The organism is Shewanella salipaludis, assembly GCF_012911865.1.
Taxonomy (GTDB): domain Bacteria; phylum Pseudomonadota; class Gammaproteobacteria; order Enterobacterales; family Shewanellaceae; genus Shewanella; species Shewanella salipaludis.
The window spans coordinates 47,650-63,495 of the sequence record NZ_JAAXYH010000007.1 but is presented as its reverse complement, the minus strand read 5'-3'; the positions used below and the strand labels follow the sequence as shown (position 1 = coordinate 63,495).

The following is a 15,846-nucleotide window of genomic DNA, read 5'->3' as shown; positions in this document are numbered from 1 at the left end:
AGATGCCGCGCTGCGCCGCGTCTCCCGCCCATGCGGCGACTGTCGCCGTGAAAAAATTGACCGCCACAGGTGTCGCCTGGGGGCATGCATGCCCCAAAGGCGTGCATTGCTATCCCAGGTTCACCCTCAGCGCCTATACCGTCAGGAGTAAAAATTCCCGCTCCCAGGAACTGACCACCCGCCTGAAGTTTTCCAACTCGGCCTGCTTGACCGCCACGAAGCCTGTGGTAAATGCCTCGCCCAGATACTGTTTGCAGGCAGCACTGGCTTCCATCGCCGCCAGCGCCTCTTCCAGGGTCAGCGGCAGGTTGTGGGTGTTGTTGCTGCGGCTCTCATTGGCCTTGCCCTGCACCGGGGTCGAAGGCTTGAGCTTGTCGACCATGCCTATGTAGCCACAGAGCAAGCTGGCGGCGATGGCCAGGTAACAGTTGGAATCGGCGCCGGGAATGCGGTTCTCGATGCGGCGATTCTGCGGCGATGACTCGGGGATGCGCAGACCACAGGTGCGGTTCTCATCGCCCCACTCCAGGTTCACCGGGGCCGAGGTGCCAGGCAGGAAACGCCGGAAGGAATTGACACTGGGGGCCATCAGAGGCAACAGCTCGGGAATGAATTGTTGCAGTCCGCCTATGTAGCTGAGAAACAAGGAGCTCTTGGTGCCATCATCGTTGGTGAAGATATTCGTGCCCGTCTCCTTATTCAGCACGCTCTGGTGCAGGTGCATGGCGCTGCCTGGCTCATTGGTCACAGGTTTCGCCATGAAGGTTGCACAGACATTGTGTTTCAGCGCCGCCTCCCTGAGGGTGCGTTTAAACACAAACACCTGATCGGCCAGCTCCAGTGGATTGCCGTGGCTGAAGTTGATCTCCATCTGCGCCGGACCATCCTCATGGATCAGGGTATCTATCTCCAGTCCCTGGGCCTCACACCAGTCATACATGTCTTCGAACAGGGGATCGTATTCGTTGGCGGCGTCGATGGAAAAAGACTGACGCCCGGCCTCGGGGCGACCTGAGCGGCCGACCGGGGGCTTGAGCGGCAGGTCATGATCGTCGCTGCGGCTGGTCAGGTAGAACTCCATTTCCGGCGCCACCACGGGTTGCCAGCCTTGCTCATCGTAGAGCTTGAGCACTTTCTTGAGCACGTTGCGCGGTGACAGTTCGATGGGGTTGCCCATCTTGTCATAGGTATCGTGGATCACCTGCGCCGTGGCCTCGACCGTCCAGGGCAGCAGGAACACGGCATTCTGATCCGGGACACAGTCGAAGTCGATATCGGCATCGTCGAGCAGCTTATAATAGGCCTCGTCGTCGACAAAGTCGCCGGTCACGGTTTGCAACAGCACACTCTCGGGCAGACGCATGCCCTTCTCGGCCAGGAACTTGTCTACCGGCGCTATCTTGCCGCGGGCTATGCCTGTCATGTCACTGATGACACACTCTACTTCCGTGATTTTCTTCTCTTTCAAAAAAGCGATTAGCTTATCCATATGATTTCACTCGCGCTGCTGCCCTGCGTCTGCATGCATCACCAAAGGCGTTGAAAATAGACAGATAAAAAGGATTTTCACTCACCTTCCATTCGGGATGCCATTGCACGCCAAGGGCGAATTCTCTTGCATTGGCGACGGAGAAAGCCTCCACCAGACCATCCGGCGCATACGCTTCCGGCCGCAACCCTGCACCCAAACGCGCTACGCCTTGGGTATGGACAGAATTCACTTCTGCTGAGCCGCGGCCCCAGGCCTGGTGGATCAGTCCCCCGGGTTCCACCCTGATGCCATGGGCCGGGGCGTATTGCACTTCCAGTGGCGCCCTCTTGTCCTCCCTGTGTTCGATATAGGTCCCGGCCTCATGCAGCTTCTGCTGCAGGCTGCCACCGAACACCACATTCATTTCCTGGAAACCTCGACAGATGCCGAACACGGGAATGCCGGCATCTATGGCGGCGCGGATCAGCGGCAAAGTGCTGGCATCGCGTTTGGCATCGTGCAGGGTGCCGGGCTCGCTCGCCGGACCTGCGTAATGCCGCGGCTCGACGTTCGATGGCGAGCCGGTGAAGAGGAGGCCATCCAGGCGAGCAAGTATGGCGGAAATCGGCGCCCCCTCGCCGAGGGAAGGCACGAGCAGGGGCCAGCCTCCGGCGCCCTCGACTATCGCCAACAGATATTTCTCACCAACAATATTAAAAGGATGCAGACCCAACGTCTGGTTGCAAGCCACAACACCTATGATAGGAAGCTCAGCGCCCGACATATATCACCTTCAGCATAGCCATGAATATCATAATGAACACTTGCTCGTTTAATGTTCACTTTTTCACACAGTACACGGGAAAATTCGCCCAAGCAAGAAGTTATCCAAATGTTAACCACGCGGCTAACTGGCGATTATTCTTACACTTTAGCACTATGAGTTTAGATGATAATGCGCGGTCCGGCGGCGCCGTTCGGTCGGCGGATGTCGACCTGGGCGAGTCTGCTGCGCCCGGCCCGGAGCCGAAAAACCACCGGGCGCCGCCGCTTGAGCCGATATTCTTTACCAGGCCTATTTACCGGGCCTAAGGCCCTGGGAGCGCCGCCCAATACGGGGACTGAGAAGAGGGGAAAAGCTTGCAGCGCCTAGAAATTGGCCGGCGTGGTGGCGCTGACTAGGCGACAGGGTTCATCGAAGGGGTTACGGAATCTGTGGGGAGATTCGCTGTTGAAGTAATAGCTGTCACCCGCCTGCAGCAGGTACACTTCGTCACCTACTGTGAGTTCCAACCGGCCTGCTATCACCATGGCCGCTTCTTCACCTTGATGTTTAAGCATTTCTTCGCCGGTATCCGCGCCCGGCGGATAGGTTTCGCTCAACACGGACATAGCCCTGTTGGGGTAGTCACGGCCTATGAGCTTAAGCTCCAGTGCCCCTGTGCCTATGTCGAGCAACTCATCCGCACGGTAGACGACCTTGGGTTCGCCTATGGCAGCGGTTTCGATGGAGAAGAAATCCACCAGCGACATGGGGATCCCAGCCAGGACTTTTTTCAGCGAGCTGACCGAGGGACTGACACTGTTCTTCTCTATCATAGAGATAGTGCTGTTGGTTACCCCGGCGCGTTTGGCGAGTTCACGCTGAGATAAGCCTTTCATTTTTCGGACAGTTTTGAGGCTGGCTCCAATATCCAAATCCAACATCCCCCAAGAGGTTCCAAGCCTGGGCCCGGACAAAAATACTTGACTCCATGCCCTCGCGGGCACCCGACGCCGGCATACCCCGGCATGGCCGAGTCACTCGGACCGAATTGTATTCTACACAAAAACTGTGTTAAATAAAACGAACACCTGTCAGTTAAAGTGTGCAAAAGCTGACGAGTATACTGAGCTTTATGGGAAAAACAATTCTTGGGAACCATGATGCCACGCACGAACCGGGGGCATAGCCACGCCTACCCGGAATCCTATTATGTCGCCAGCGCCAATCCCAGGTGCGAACAGCCGCAGCTGAGCGAAAGCCTGGAGGTCGATGTCTGTGTGATCGGGGGTGGCTTCAGCGGGATCAATACCGCCATAGAGCTGGCCCAGAAGGGCTTCGGCGTGGCCTTGCTCGAGGCCAAACGCATCGGCTGGGGCGCATCCGGGCGCAACGGCGGCGAGCTTATCCGGGGCATAGGCCATGACCTGGCGCAATTCAGCAATGAAATCGGCCGCGATGGCGTACGCGCCATTCAGCAGATGGGCTTGGAGGCGGTGGAACTGGTCAAGCGGCGCATCGCCGACAATGACATAGACTGTAATCTGCGCCTGGGCTATTGCGATCTGGCACTCAAACCCAGACACATGCAGGCGCTGGCCCGGGAGCAGGCGGCACTGCAGGATGCCGGTTACCTGTATAAAACCGAGCTGCTGGACCGCAGCCGAGTCCACGGGGTGATAGGCTCGGATACCTACCAAGGCGCCCTGCTGGATATGGGCAGTGGTCATCTGCATCCACTGAACCTGGTGCTGGGTGAGGCCGGAGTTGCCAAGGCGCTGGGGGTAAAGCTGTTCGAATACAGCGCGGCGGAGAAAATCATCAAGGGGGACAGACCCAGAGTCATCACCGCCAAGGGGGAAGTCAACTGCCGCTACCTGGTATTGGCCGGCAATGCCTACATGGGCCATAGGCTCGAGCCTCACATAGGAGGCAAGATCTTGCCCGCCGGCAGCTATTTGCTGGCGACCGCTCCCCTGAGTCAGGCCCAGTGTGACGCCATCATTCCACACGACATGGCGTTCGCCGACATGCGCATCGACCTGGACTATTTCCACCTGTCCCAGGACAGGCGCCTGCTGTTCGGTGGTCTATGCACTTACTCGGGCAAAGATCCCAAAGACATAGGGGCCGCCCTGAGACCCAGACTGGAGCGGGTATTCCCCCGCCTCAAAGGCGTGCGCATAGATTATCAATGGGGCGGCATGATGGGCATAGGCGCCAACCGCCTGCCGCAGATAGGTCGTCTGCCGGATGCGCCCAATATCCTCTATGCCCAGGCCTACTCTGGCCATGGGCTGAACGCCACCCATATGGCGGCCAGGCTCATCGCCGAGGCCCTGACCGCCCAGGCGGAGCGCTTCGACATCTTCGCCAGGGTCCAACACATGACCTTCCCCGGCGGCCCGGCGCTGAGATCCCCCATGCTGGCGCTCGGCATGCTGTATCACAAGTTCCGAGAGCTGTTTTAGCCCTGGAGCCAAGTGCGCCTTGGCAACCTGGCATGGCTCATGCCTGCAGGGATCATGGGTACAGGGACCATAGATACGGACATCAGTACACGGCATACATGAGGAAAACACCGAACAAGAGCACCAGCATGCCGGCCACGACGCGGTAGTCAGGGGCGAGCTTAACGGCCCATTCGAGCAGCTTGTGGAATCGGGTCTGCCCCATGAAAGCCAGGGCCGAGGCGGCGACCAGGCTTATTGCCCCCAAGATCAGCAACAGCAGCGGAAAGCGACTGTCCGGCGCCCCCTGTATGAGCACGGCCCCAAGCAACAGCCGGATCAAGATGGCAAAAAGATAGAGTCCGAACGAGCGCCCATGTCGAATGAGCAGTCCGAACAGAGACTCTGGCCTGAGCAACAACCAAGCTCCGGCCAGGGCGATCAGGACCCCGAAGAGAAAAATTAGCAGACTCATAAACCAGCCCCCTTAGCAACAGAGCAAACAGAGCAACGACTAAAGCCCTAAATCATTGATCCTAATTATACTCCAGCGCAGGGTATCGCACCTGGGCAGGCGAAAAACTGTCGGTTTTCCCGCGAACGATGCGAACAGCATAGGCCCGACGCCAGCCGATGAATCAGGCGGAAGCATCAACCTCAATGCAGGGGAACCGGTTCGACGCAAGCAGATTGTACTGTGAGTCGGGCATCCATGGCTCGCTGTGACATTAACGCTTCAAACAGAGGCTTATCTTTCTCTCTAACTCGGAAATATTCATAGTAGTGTTAACGTCCCTCTGGCTGGCCTTATTAAGTGTTATGTTCTTCTTGGTGGGGAACTTCAGCAGGCTTGCTATCTGGCATACCTAAAACAATAGTAATGATGTTCATTATTGTTGGGACAAAAGGAATAAAAATCAAAATTAGGTCGAACACTGCACCAACGATAGGAAAGGCGACTAAATAACCCTTACCAATAGTTTTTCCCCGGCTATATGCCACATAAGCCATAACAGCATATGACAAGAACATGATGGTATTCATGGCATTCCCCATACCCTCAATATCTGCACCATCCCCAAATGCGGCTCCAACAAATGCAAATCGCCAGAAATAAGTTAGCACCATTACGATGAGGTAGATTATTAAGAACTTTGTATTGCTCATTGTTTTATCCTTAGTTTAAAAAATGATCACTTTAGTAGTGCGCAGCGTATATGTACACTACCTTACTCAACCCAACCTAGGGCTGAGCTATATCCTATAAAGCACCTTAAACAGAGAACTCAATACAAAAATGCCGTAAACACTAAATACATACCAAAAAACTTGTATATTGCAATCACATAGGAATCCATGTCCTAGAACCTTCTGCGTAGAGTTTTACTTTATTACCTACACATTTGAACTTGTATACTTTGTCAAAATCATTGAGATATGTAATTACTACATTTCCGGCATCGCTACCGACATAAGTAAGACGCTCTTTTGTATAATATGTCATATCGCTAACCTGCTCCCTACATAGCTCAATAGCATTTTGACTGGGATTTATAGCCACAATTTTTTCTGCCTCAGCCTGAATATTTTCAGAGTGTTGGGCAGGGATTTTATCACCCGAAGAAACATACAAAATAAGAAGTACACTCGCGACAACTAACCAAAGTGTATTTTTATTTGTTACCGTATTATTCTTCCAAGGGTCTTTTTCGTTCATTTATGCTTCCTTTCAACATAACAGCTTAATAGTGCGCATACGTATATGTACATTATTTATCTACTCACTCCAATCTAGCACAAACCACTGTTCTGTAAAGCAGGCTGCATAGTTTAGGCTCTTAGCCTTTGGGGTCCAAGATATCCAGCTAAACACGCTTGCGCATTGTTAGCATTTTCAGATGCCTGTTTCAGGCCTGACGTTAAAGTCCAGGAGGAATACCGAAATAGGCACTCTGGCACAGGATTTCCGGGGGAAGGAGTAAACGTCTTATGTTGTCACCAGCCATGCGCTTAGTGGCTGACTAAGCTCTTAAACTAGCATGTCCTTGCTTAAAGAACGGCCTTGCGGCCGAGAAAGTCGTGGGCTGCCCGCCCACACCCGGGCAAGGAGGACTGCTCGTCCTTATCCTCCTTGCATCCTCCATGACGCCCCACGAAGTTACCTGCATTAGGTACCAGCCTCGTGCTTATTCGAAAATGACTAGCGCTTCCGATGGTACATCCTGTACCTCGAAAGCTAGCCTCGCATCCATGCGAGCCTTACGGCATTTTCTTCAACGCCCTTCGACAACTTCGAAGGGGTGATCCGCAAACTGTGACTTCGCTTGTCACCAGAAAATTTGCTACTTTGAGTGAGTAAGTGACCAAGGGGAACTGGTGTTCACTTCTGACTTAGCTTAGCGCTCCAGGCTCGCCTGGTTATGCCTAAGCTGCCAGGCGCCATGCTGCCTCACTTTCCCAAATCCGTCTCGAGCGGCAGGGCGTGATTGCTGCCCCAGTCGGCCCAGGAGCCATCATAGAGTACGGCATGATCATAACCGGCAGCCTCCAACGCCAGGATCAGGATGCAGGCGGTGATCCCCGAGCCACAACTGCAGATGCACCTCTTGCCTGTATCTGCATCATCGCCGCTCAGCTCGGCGAAACGCCGGCGCAACTCGGCAACCGGCCTGAGTCTGTAACCGTCCAGCACCTCGGTGAAGGGCAGATTGTGGGAATGAGGAATATGCCCGGAGCGCACCCCGGCCCTGGGCTCGGGCGCCTTGCCCTGGAAACGCGCCGCGCCGCGGGCATCGAAAATCGCCGTGCCGGCATCGTCCAGCCGCCTGAGCACCTCGGCCGAATCACACACCAACTGCGGCCGGTAATGACCAACGGCATTGCCCTTGGCAGTCTCGTCGACGGCCTGATACTCATTCACGGTTTTGCGGCCCTCGGCCAGCCATTGGGGCAGGCCGCCATCGAGCACAAAGACGTTGTCAAAGCCCATCACCCTGAAGGTCCACCAGGCGCGGGGCGAAGCGTAGATCCCCTGGTTGTCATAGATCACCACCAGGCTGTCCGGCGCTATGCCCAGCGCCTGTATGCCCAGACTGAATTGCGCCTCGGTTGGCAGGGCGTGAATTTGGCTCGACTGCAAATCGCAGAATTGGCGCTCCAGCTCGAACCTGCGCGCCCCTGGGATGCACACCAGCCGGTCGTAGATCAGCGGCTCCTTGCCTATGACTGTATCCATGCTGGCATCGAGCAACACCAGCTTCTCGTCTTGCAGATGGGCCTCGAGCCAGGCCGTGCTAACCAATGGATAGTTCATGGTATCTCCTTGTTGCATTTCATTTAGTTAACATAACCTAATGCGGCGGCAGATGACACCCTGCTGACCGCGCCGCGCCCTGAGTCTCACTCGAACCATGGGCTCACACTTGTACTCATTAACGCTCGTGAGCTAGATTAGCAAGGGCACCGAAGGATGGGAGTAACGCGCATGACAGGATATCCATGGACTCACTGATCACAGCCGCAGCACAGGCCTTGGCCGCAGGTGATCCCCTAGGTGCCTTGAAGCGGGTCGCCCTGCGTGACGACGCGCCGGCGCTGGCGCTGCGCGGCATTGCCATGGCACAGCTCGGCGATGTCGTGCGAGCCAGGGAGCTGTTGCGCAGTGCGGCGCGCACCTTCGGGCCGAAGCAGTCTGTGGCCCGCGCCAGGTGTGTGGTCGCCGAAGCCGAGATAGCCCTGATCTCACGCGATCTCGGCTGGCCCGCCAAGACGCTCGACGCCGCGCGAGCAACCCTGCAGAGAAGCGGCGACCACATCAATGCCGCCTATGCACTGCATCTCGAGAGTCGGCGCCAACTCCTCATGGGGCGCCTCGACGAGACCGAACAGACACTCGCCAAGCTGGACCCAGGGCCCTTCCCTCCCACCTTTACAGCCGCCCACGAGCTGGTTGTTGCAGGGCTCGCGATACGCCGCCTGCAGACTAAGGCGGCACGAATGGCACTCGAGCGAGCCGAAGACGCCGCACACCAAGCACATAACCCGCTACTGACGGCGGAAGTAAAAAGCGCAGGTCTCCTCCTGGACACCCCGGCCGCGCGCCTGATTGCCCATGGCGAGGAACGGCTCCTGCTGCTCGAGGACGTAGAGGCGTTGCTGGCATCCAAGGCCTTGATAGTGGACGCCTGCCGTCATCTGCTGCGGGATAGGTGCAACCAGGTCTGCCTGGCAACACGCCCGGTGTTATTCGCCCTCGCCCGGGCGCTGGCAGAAGCTTGGCCCGAGGACGTTCCCAGGGACGCGCTGATCGCGCGCGCCTTCAGATTGACGCTTGCCGATGAGTCCCATAGAGCACGCTTACGGGTTGAACTCGGGCGGCTGCGCACCGCGCTCGGGCCCCTTGCCGGGGTGAGCGCGACCAAACGGGGCTTTATCCTGCTGCCACACAATACCGACGAGATACTGGTATTGGCGCGGCCCATTGAAGATAAACATGCGCAGATACTCGCCTTGCTCGCCGACGGTGAAGCCTGGTCGAGCTCGGCACTCGCCCTGGTGTTGGGCACCAGTCAGCGCACGGTGCAACGCACGCTCGACTCGCTCGCGGCGGCGGGCAAGGTGCACGCTTTCGGGCGCGGGCGGGCGCGTCGTTGGCTGCTCCCCTCGGTGCCGGGATTCACGACAACTTTGTTACTCCCGGGTCCATTGCCGAGCGACTAGAATGGGGGCGTAGAATCAAACCATGAGGAACAAAACATGAAACCAAGAACGGCCGAAATCATCTGTGAATACGGACCTTTTCCCGGTGTCGATGGCGTGCATGGAGTCAGCTATGACGGCCGGCAAGTCTGGTTTGCATCGGGAGACAGGCTCAACGCCCTGAATCCTGCAACTGGGCAGACGCTGCGCTCTATCCAGGTCCCGGCCCATGCGGGGACGGCTTTTGATGGCCAACATCTGTTTCAGATCGCCGAGGATAGCATCCAGAAACTCGATCCGGACACAGGCCGGGTACTCGCCACCATCCCGGCACCCGACGGCGGCAACTCGGGGCTCGCCTGGGCCGAAGGAACGCTCTGGGTGGGACAGTATCAGAATCGGAAGATACATAGAGTCGACCCGGAAACAGGGAAGATCCTCAATACCATAGAATCCAATCGCTTCGTGACCGGAGTCACCTGGGTTGACCACGAACTCTGGCACGGCACCTGGGAAGATGAAGAGAGCGAGTTGAGGCGAGTGGATGCTCAGACCGGAGAAGTGCTGGAACGGCTGGCGATGCCCAGTGGGACCGGCGTGTCTGGGCTGGAGTCTGACGGCGATACCCGTTTCTTTTGTGGCGGCGGAAGCAGCGGCAAACTGAGAGTGGTTCGCCGTCCGGGGAGCCGCCGGGAATAGGCATGGACAAACCCGTTAATTGAGCGGCTCCTGCGCCCGAAGTTGCGATTGAAAAAAGCCTGAAGCCCATGCCGGCTTCAGGCCGTCATCCTACTATTTTGCTGATACATAAACAAAAACAGTGTCATCACTATCTGCTTTGCTGCCGGGCACTGCGGCAATATCACGGATAGTGACCCTTTCCTTGACCTTATTGTAACTTCTGGTAAATCGATTCAAATAGGCGTACGAATCCATGGCGCCATAACGATAGGCAAATTGGGTCAGACTCATGTCATTACAAATGATGTTGTTAGTCGTAAATCTTAGAAGATTACTGTAAGCATTCATCTGAAGCCGAAGTTTGGGCTGTTGATTACTGCCAGCCAAAACACAAATTTTTGTTTCTGGTTTATGATCTGCAGCCACGAAAACATAGTTTTCAGCTTGTGTATCAATCGCCCAACCACTCAGTAGCAATGTAGAAATAACAAGGTAAGATTTCATCTCAACCTCCAATATCATCAATGCGATAGCCGATTTCATTTCACAACCAACACTTGCCATCTTGTCCCTGCGCATTAAGGCCATAACACAAGAGTAGGTTTCACAATCACCAACCATTTGATTAACCAGCGATTGTTTTCAGAATGTCGAATTTTGTCCAATGGATGAAACGCTGCGCAGCGGACAGAGATAGCCTATAAAGTATAGTGTCGACAGGGGAACATCATGATGCGGCTGAGAAGGCATATGGTGACAATGTATTGCCAAAGGTAACAATATATTTCCTCGGCTATTGGCATGGATTCCCGGCCATTCGAGCCGGCTATTGGGCATGCCGCTATCCTTTCCCGCGGTGAACCGCTACAGCCGGTGACGACCATCCCTTAACACCCAAGCCGAGGGATACAAGGAATAGTCGAGGCAGGCGTTAAACCGTCAGAGCAGATTCAAAAGCTAGCTCAAGGCTATCCAGGTCGCCTTAATCTCTGTGTACTTATCAAAGGCATGTAAGGACTTATCCCTGCCGTTGCCGGACTGTTTATAGCCACCGAAGGGCGCCGTCATGTCGCCACCGTCATAGTGGTTGATCCACACCATGCCGGCACGCAGGGCCTTGGCCGTCTTGTGGGCCTTGTTGATGTCCGAGGTCCAGACCCCGGCCGCCAGGCCATAGATGCTATCGTTGGCTATCGCTATCGCCTGCTCCATGCCGTCGAACGTGATGACAGACAATACCGGGCCGAAGATCTCTTCACAGGCGATTTTCATCCTGTTATGCACCCCGGCGAAAATGGTCGGCTGCACATAGAGGCCGCCGGTTTCCGCCAGCACCCGGGCGCCGCCCTGCACCAGGCTGGCCCCCTCGTCCCGACCCGCCTGAATGTAACCCAGCACAGTCTCCAGCTGCTGCTTATCCACCAAGGCGCCACAGGTGGTGGCGGGATCGAGCGGGTGCCCTGGCTGCCAAGCCTGCAGCTCGGCGGCGATGAGGCGAACAAGCTCGTCCTTGACCCCGGATTCCACCAAGAGGCGCGAGCCTGCGGTGCAGACTTCCCCCTGGTTGAAGGCGATGGCCGAGGCCGCGGCTACCGCGGCGGCCTTCAGATCCGGGGCATCGTTGAAGACGATATTAGGGCTCTTGCCGCCCGCCTCCAGCCACACCCGCTTCATGTTGGATTCACCGGCATAGATCATCAGCTGCTTGGCGGTCCTGGTCGAGCCGGTAAACACCAGGGTATCCACGTCCATATGCAGCGCCAGCGCCTTGCCGACGCTATGGCCGAAGCCGGGCAACACATTGAGCACCCCGGCGGGGATCCCGGCTTCGATAGCCAGTTGCGCCAGGCGAATGGCGCTCAAGGGGGATTTTTCCGAAGGTTTAAGCACCACACTGTTGCCGCTGGCGAGCGCCGGCCCCAGTTTCCAGCAAGCCATCAGCAGGGGAAAATTCCAGGGTACTATCGCCGCCACGACCCCCACTGGCTCGCGGGTGATCATGCCGATCTCGTTGTGGGCCGTGGGGGCAATCTCGTCATAAATCTTGTCTATGGCTTCACCGGACCAACGCAGTGCCCTGGCGGCCCCCGCCACATCCACCGCCCTGGCGTAACGTATGGGCTTGCCCATGTCGAGGGTTTCCAGCAGCGCCAGTTCGTCGGCATTGGCCTCGAGCAAGTCGGCGAGGCGGATCATCACCTGCTTGCGCTTGACCGGTGCCAGTCGTGACCAGCTGCCGGCATCGAAGGCCGCCCGGCCACTGGCGACGGCGAGGTTGGCATCTTCCAGATCGCAGCTGGCCACCTTGGCCAGGACGCGGCCATCTATGGGGCTGATACAGTCGAAACTCGCCCCGGAGGCAGCCTCTTGGTAATGCCCATCGATGAAGGCCTGCCCCTGAATGCTCAAGGTGTCCGCCAGGCTCTCCCAATCGCGGCGGCTTTTCTGTGTGCTCATGATGACCTCTTACTGATAAATGCTAGGGGATGACATGAGCCGGTGACGGCTTGGCTCACCCGAGTCGATGACTCCAGAATAGTCGTACCCCAAGCCTGAATTCAATATTTTTTACAAGTATGTATTTCCTGCGACAAAAATCGGCATAAACACCCTTGACGTTCGTTATTTTTGACATGAGATGGCAAATATACCGAGTCCTGCCGCCGACTCGGGCCGGGGCGGTTTCCTGTCGCCAAGACAGCTAAGGATCGGAAAAAAAGCAGATGAAACAGCGAGTCACAGAAAAAGCGCTGCCTGCATGCAGGAGAAATTTCTCCTCCGGATACTGTTCAAATCCGCTGCGCCGGAGTATGGTTAAATCAGTCCATTTGGCAGGAGCTGACATGACCCCTATCCTAATTAAAATTGGCTTTATCGCCTTAGCCGTCTTCCTGGTATACAAGTTGATCTTCAGCAGCAAGCAGGCGTTAACCTTGTTCGAGATGCACTTCAAGAAGGGCAGGATGACGTCCCACAAGGGTAAGATCCCGGAAAAATTCGAACGCGACTGCCGCAACATCGCCAAGGCGGAAAAACTCAGCTGCACCATCAGGGCCGAGAAAGCGGGTGACGTGCGCCTGCATGTGTCGGCCAATGTCAGCGACAACACCACCCAGATGATACGCAACCTCTTCCCGTTCGAGTATTACGATAAAAAATCCACGGACAGCAGCAAACTCACGGGCTGAATCCCCGAGATATTGCCCGCAAGACAGCACATGGCTCATGAGCATAGACCGCCGCCCCTCGGCGGCCTATGCTTGCCGTCGCCCTTCTATGCCTTGGTGTTAATCCACTGCTTTTTCAACTGGTTTTTCAACTGCTTTTTCAACTACTTTTTCAACATCCCCAACACGTCCAGCGCCCGCGCCCTGGCCACCGCATGGGCTATTATTGGCCGCGGGTAGCAAGTTGCCGTCCTGTCTGAAAGCGGAGCGAGCATCTCGTCACTGCCATGCTGTTCTGGGTGGTGCAGCTGCTTCAGGCTCCAGGGCGCCAGCTCGGGAAGATATTTGCGGATGAAGCTGGCATCCGGGTCAAACTTTTCACTCTGGGTCATGGGATTGAAGATACGGAAATAGGGCTGGGCATCGCAGCCGATGCCCGCCGACCATTGCCAGCCACCGTTGTTGGCCGCCAGATCGCCATCTATCAGGTGGCGACGGAAATACTGCTCGCCCCAACGCCAGTCGATCAGCAGATGTTTGGTGAGGAAACTGGCCACCAACATCCGCAATCTATTATGCATCCAACCGGTTTGTCTGAGTTGCCGCATGGCGGCATCCACCAAAGGATAGCCGGTGCGGCCCTCGCACCAGGCGGCAAAATCTGCCCTGTCATTGCGCCATGGCAACTTGTCTGCCCGCGGATTAAAGTTGCCCCCCCTGGACAGGCGCGGAAAGGCCACCAGCAGGTGGCGGTAAAACTCCCGCCAGATGAGTTCGTTGAGCCACACCTTGGCGGGCGTATCTTCGACCAGCGCCGCCGGGAAACGCCCCTGCAAGGCAGCGACACATTGGCGCGGACTCAAGACCCCGATGGCGAGATAGGGCGACAGGCGACTGGTGCCGTCGAGCGCCGGAAAGTCGCGCTCGGCACCATAGTCCTGCAGCCGCTGCTCGACGAAGGCATGCAGCAAAAGACCCGCCTCGTCCTCCCCCGCCGGCCACAAGTGACTGGATAGCTTGTCACACCTCAAGTGCAAAGGCTCTGGGGCGGCCAATGCCGGCCCCATGGGGGAAGGGATGGGCAGAGGCGCTATCGCACCTCGGCTCGCCAACTGGCGCCAGCACTTGGCAAAGGGGGTAAACACCTTGTACATCTCGCCGCCGAGGTTAAGTACAGTGCCGGGTGGCAGGAGGCAATGCTCATCACTCAGCTGCAGGGGCAAGCCGGCGGCCATCAGTCGCCGATCACGCATGCGCTCGTTGAACTCGGGTTCGGCACCGGCAAAGATGCGCCCTATCCCATGCTCTCGCACATAAGCGGCCAGAAAATCATCCACCTGCCCGAAGCTGTCCAGATGCACCAGTTCCAACGCTATTCCCAGGCGCGCCAGCCCCTGGGCCAGCAAGTTGAGATGCCGCTCGATGAAATCCAGCTGAATGGGCGCCACATCATGGGCCCGCCACTGCATGGGTGTGGCGATATACAAGGCGCGAACCTTTGTGCTGCCCTCCGCGGCTCCTGTCTCACCTTCTCTGGCCCAGTCACAGGCGGCACTGAGCGCTTGATTATCCGTCAGGCGCAGATCTTGCCTGAACCAGACGAGGGCCTGTGGCGATGACCTATTCATCTGCGCCCCCCGTCTCGGATGACGCCAGCAGGGCACTCAGCTCCGTCAGCCTCCAGGGCGCCAAGCCGCTCAGGGTCAGAGCAAAACGGCCATAGAGGTGGCACTCGAGCGGCAACGCCGCCAACTGTGCGGCGATATTGGCCCGCTCACCGGCACTGTAGCCTGGTCCTGGCAAGAGCAGCAGCGCATCCGGGCTCAACCTGTCGAGCACCAGCGGCAAGGCGGCGAGGTCATGGGCGCCCAAGTCCGTCACTCCAACGCCGAGCTCGCTCAGTTCGGCCCCCACCAGCATGGACTCCCAAGCCCCCTCGGACACGACATCCCCAATGGCAGCGGCCGGGGCCGCCGACGGCAAGAGGCGCAGCAGGAGCAAATGTTTCCTGGCCTGTTTGTTGGCACCTAAGCGGCGCGCGGCGAAACGGACACTGAGCTGATCGTACAGCCAGCTCAACAGCAGCTTGGCATCGAGGCGCCCGGAGAGCCTGAGCCCCACCTCATCGAGCCAGGGTTGCAACAGTTGCTGCCGCAGTAGACCAAAGGGATAGAGGCCGATATTGGCGTCCAGCAGGCCATGCAGGCGGGCGGCATTGAAATCGAGCAAGGCCTGGGTCAACTGCTGCATCAGTGCCGGCCATTCCGTCTGTGCTATCTGGGCCTGGGCTGCGGCCTGCCCTTGCGGCAGCGCGCTTGTCTGCGCCGGGCCAGGGGCCAGCAGCGGCTTCACCTTGCTGATGGCGACCCCCCTTTCCAGCCAACGGCAGATCTCCCGGATCTGCGCTATGTCGGCTGCGCTGTAGAGCCTATGGCCCTTGGGGGTGCGCTTGGGGATCACCAGGCCGAAGCGGCGTTGCCAGGCCCGCAGGGTCACGGCATTGACGCCGGTCAGGCGCGAAACCTCGCCTATAGGGTATAAGCCGGCGCTGTCGCCATCTGCTGTTGCTTGTGTTGTCTGGTTTTTTGCATCTATCGTTGGCTGCATCCGGGTCTC

Annotated in this window: 15 protein-coding genes; 4 read left to right on the top strand and 11 right to left on the bottom strand. The window is 57.3% G+C overall.

Annotation, left to right across the window (positions count from 1 at the left end):
• Positions 1–133: 133 nt before the first annotated feature.
• The 3 genes from HC757_RS11075 to HC757_RS11065 all read right to left on the bottom strand — a co-directional run bounded on the left by HC757_RS11075 (position 134) and on the right by HC757_RS11065 (position 3,169).
• A complete protein-coding gene (locus tag HC757_RS11075; protein WP_169564439.1) occupies positions 134–1,489 on the bottom strand; it encodes a glutamine synthetase family protein in 1,356 nt (451 codons plus the stop codon).
• The gene (locus tag HC757_RS11070; RefSeq protein WP_169564438.1) at positions 1,482–2,255 is read right to left on the bottom strand and encodes a gamma-glutamyl-gamma-aminobutyrate hydrolase family protein; all 774 of its coding nucleotides are present in this window, start codon (positions 2,253–2,255) and stop codon (positions 1,482–1,484) included. Before HC757_RS11070 ends, HC757_RS11075 begins: the two co-directional genes overlap by 8 nt.
• A 365-nt stretch (positions 2,256–2,620) precedes the next feature.
• On the bottom strand, positions 2,621–3,169 hold the full coding sequence (locus HC757_RS11065) for a cupin domain-containing protein (RefSeq protein WP_169564437.1): 549 nt from the start codon (positions 3,167–3,169) through the stop codon (positions 2,621–2,623).
• Between the two features lie 228 nt (positions 3,170–3,397).
• Between HC757_RS11065 and HC757_RS11060 the strand changes: the two genes are divergently transcribed.
• A complete protein-coding gene (locus HC757_RS11060) occupies positions 3,398–4,705 on the top strand; it encodes an NAD(P)/FAD-dependent oxidoreductase (RefSeq protein ID WP_169564436.1) in 1,308 nt (435 codons plus the stop codon).
• 82 nt (positions 4,706–4,787) lie between these two features.
• Here HC757_RS11060 and HC757_RS11055 read toward each other — a convergent pair whose 3' ends face one another.
• The 4 genes from HC757_RS11055 to HC757_RS11040 form a co-directional block, all read right to left on the bottom strand.
• Complete coding sequence (locus HC757_RS11055) at positions 4,788–5,159, bottom strand: hypothetical protein (protein WP_169564435.1); 372 nt, start codon at positions 5,157–5,159, stop codon at positions 4,788–4,790.
• A gap of 335 nt (positions 5,160–5,494) precedes the next feature.
• Positions 5,495–5,851, bottom strand: coding sequence for a hypothetical protein (locus tag HC757_RS11050; RefSeq protein ID WP_169564434.1), 357 nt, complete (start codon positions 5,849–5,851; stop codon positions 5,495–5,497).
• A gap of 175 nt (positions 5,852–6,026) precedes the next feature.
• Entirely contained in the window at positions 6,027–6,401 is a 375-nt protein-coding gene (locus HC757_RS11045; protein ID WP_169564433.1) for a hypothetical protein, read from the bottom strand.
• A 732-nt stretch (positions 6,402–7,133) separates the two neighbouring features.
• On the bottom strand, positions 7,134–7,997 hold the full coding sequence (locus HC757_RS11040; protein ID WP_169564432.1) for a sulfurtransferase: 864 nt from the start codon (positions 7,995–7,997) through the stop codon (positions 7,134–7,136).
• Between the two features lie 185 nt (positions 7,998–8,182).
• On the opposite strand from HC757_RS11040, the gene HC757_RS11035 reads away from it, so the two are divergent.
• Entirely contained in the window at positions 8,183–9,403 is a 1,221-nt protein-coding gene (locus HC757_RS11035) for a helix-turn-helix domain-containing protein (RefSeq protein WP_169564431.1), read from the top strand.
• Positions 9,404–9,439: 36 nt separating this feature from the next.
• The gene (locus HC757_RS11030; protein WP_169564430.1) at positions 9,440–10,081 is read left to right on the top strand and encodes a Vgb family protein; all 642 of its coding nucleotides are present in this window, start codon (positions 9,440–9,442) and stop codon (positions 10,079–10,081) included.
• Between the two features lie 93 nt (positions 10,082–10,174).
• Here HC757_RS11030 and HC757_RS11025 read toward each other — a convergent pair whose 3' ends face one another.
• Together HC757_RS11025 and HC757_RS11020 are read right to left on the bottom strand one after the other, a co-directional pair.
• Positions 10,175–10,627, bottom strand: a complete 453-nt coding sequence (locus tag HC757_RS11025) for a DUF3718 domain-containing protein (protein WP_169564429.1) — start codon at positions 10,625–10,627, stop codon at positions 10,175–10,177.
• Positions 10,628–11,020: 393 nt separating this feature from the next.
• Positions 11,021–12,520 (bottom strand): aldehyde dehydrogenase, encoded by a 1,500-nt coding sequence (locus HC757_RS11020; protein ID WP_169564428.1) that lies wholly within the window; start codon positions 12,518–12,520, stop codon positions 11,021–11,023.
• 386 nt (positions 12,521–12,906) lie between these two features.
• On the opposite strand from HC757_RS11020, the gene HC757_RS11015 reads away from it, so the two are divergent.
• Positions 12,907–13,251, top strand: a complete 345-nt coding sequence (locus tag HC757_RS11015) for a DUF3634 family protein (protein ID WP_169564427.1) — start codon at positions 12,907–12,909, stop codon at positions 13,249–13,251.
• Positions 13,252–13,394: 143 nt separating this feature from the next.
• Here HC757_RS11015 and phrB read toward each other — a convergent pair whose 3' ends face one another.
• Together phrB and HC757_RS11005 are read right to left on the bottom strand one after the other, a co-directional pair.
• Positions 13,395–14,858 carry a deoxyribodipyrimidine photo-lyase gene (phrB, locus tag HC757_RS11010; RefSeq protein ID WP_169564426.1) on the bottom strand — a complete coding sequence of 488 codons (1,464 nt, stop codon included), beginning with the start codon at positions 14,856–14,858 and terminating at the stop codon, positions 13,395–13,397.
• Positions 14,851–15,837, bottom strand: coding sequence for a MerR family transcriptional regulator (locus tag HC757_RS11005; protein WP_169564425.1), 987 nt, complete (start codon positions 15,835–15,837; stop codon positions 14,851–14,853). Before HC757_RS11005 ends, phrB begins: the two co-directional genes overlap by 8 nt.
• Positions 15,838–15,846: the final 9 nt, after the last annotated feature.

Coding starts and splice junctions, on each gene's coding strand:
- HC757_RS11075 (WP_169564439.1), bottom strand. CDS start 1,489: ATGGATAAGCTAATCGCTTTTTTGAAAGAGAAGAAAATCACGGAAGTA.
- HC757_RS11070 (WP_169564438.1), bottom strand. CDS start 2,255: ATGTCGGGCGCTGAGCTTCCTATCATAGGTGTTGTGGCTTGCAACCAG.
- HC757_RS11060 (WP_169564436.1), top strand. CDS start 3,398: ATGCCACGCACGAACCGGGGGCATAGCCACGCCTACCCGGAATCCTAT.
- HC757_RS11055 (WP_169564435.1), bottom strand. CDS start 5,159: ATGAGTCTGCTAATTTTTCTCTTCGGGGTCCTGATCGCCCTGGCCGGA.
- HC757_RS11050 (WP_169564434.1), bottom strand. CDS start 5,851: ATGAGCAATACAAAGTTCTTAATAATCTACCTCATCGTAATGGTGCTA.
- HC757_RS11045 (WP_169564433.1), bottom strand. CDS start 6,401: ATGAACGAAAAAGACCCTTGGAAGAATAATACGGTAACAAATAAAAAT.
- HC757_RS11040 (WP_169564432.1), bottom strand. CDS start 7,997: ATGAACTATCCATTGGTTAGCACGGCCTGGCTCGAGGCCCATCTGCAA.
- HC757_RS11035 (WP_169564431.1), top strand. CDS start 8,183: ATGGACTCACTGATCACAGCCGCAGCACAGGCCTTGGCCGCAGGTGAT.
- HC757_RS11030 (WP_169564430.1), top strand. CDS start 9,440: ATGAAACCAAGAACGGCCGAAATCATCTGTGAATACGGACCTTTTCCC.
- HC757_RS11025 (WP_169564429.1), bottom strand. CDS start 10,627: ATGGCAAGTGTTGGTTGTGAAATGAAATCGGCTATCGCATTGATGATA.
- HC757_RS11020 (WP_169564428.1), bottom strand. CDS start 12,520: ATGAGCACACAGAAAAGCCGCCGCGATTGGGAGAGCCTGGCGGACACC.
- HC757_RS11015 (WP_169564427.1), top strand. CDS start 12,907: ATGACCCCTATCCTAATTAAAATTGGCTTTATCGCCTTAGCCGTCTTC.
- phrB (WP_169564426.1), bottom strand. CDS start 14,858: ATGAATAGGTCATCGCCACAGGCCCTCGTCTGGTTCAGGCAAGATCTG.
- HC757_RS11005 (WP_169564425.1), bottom strand. CDS start 15,837: ATGCAGCCAACGATAGATGCAAAAAACCAGACAACACAAGCAACAGCA.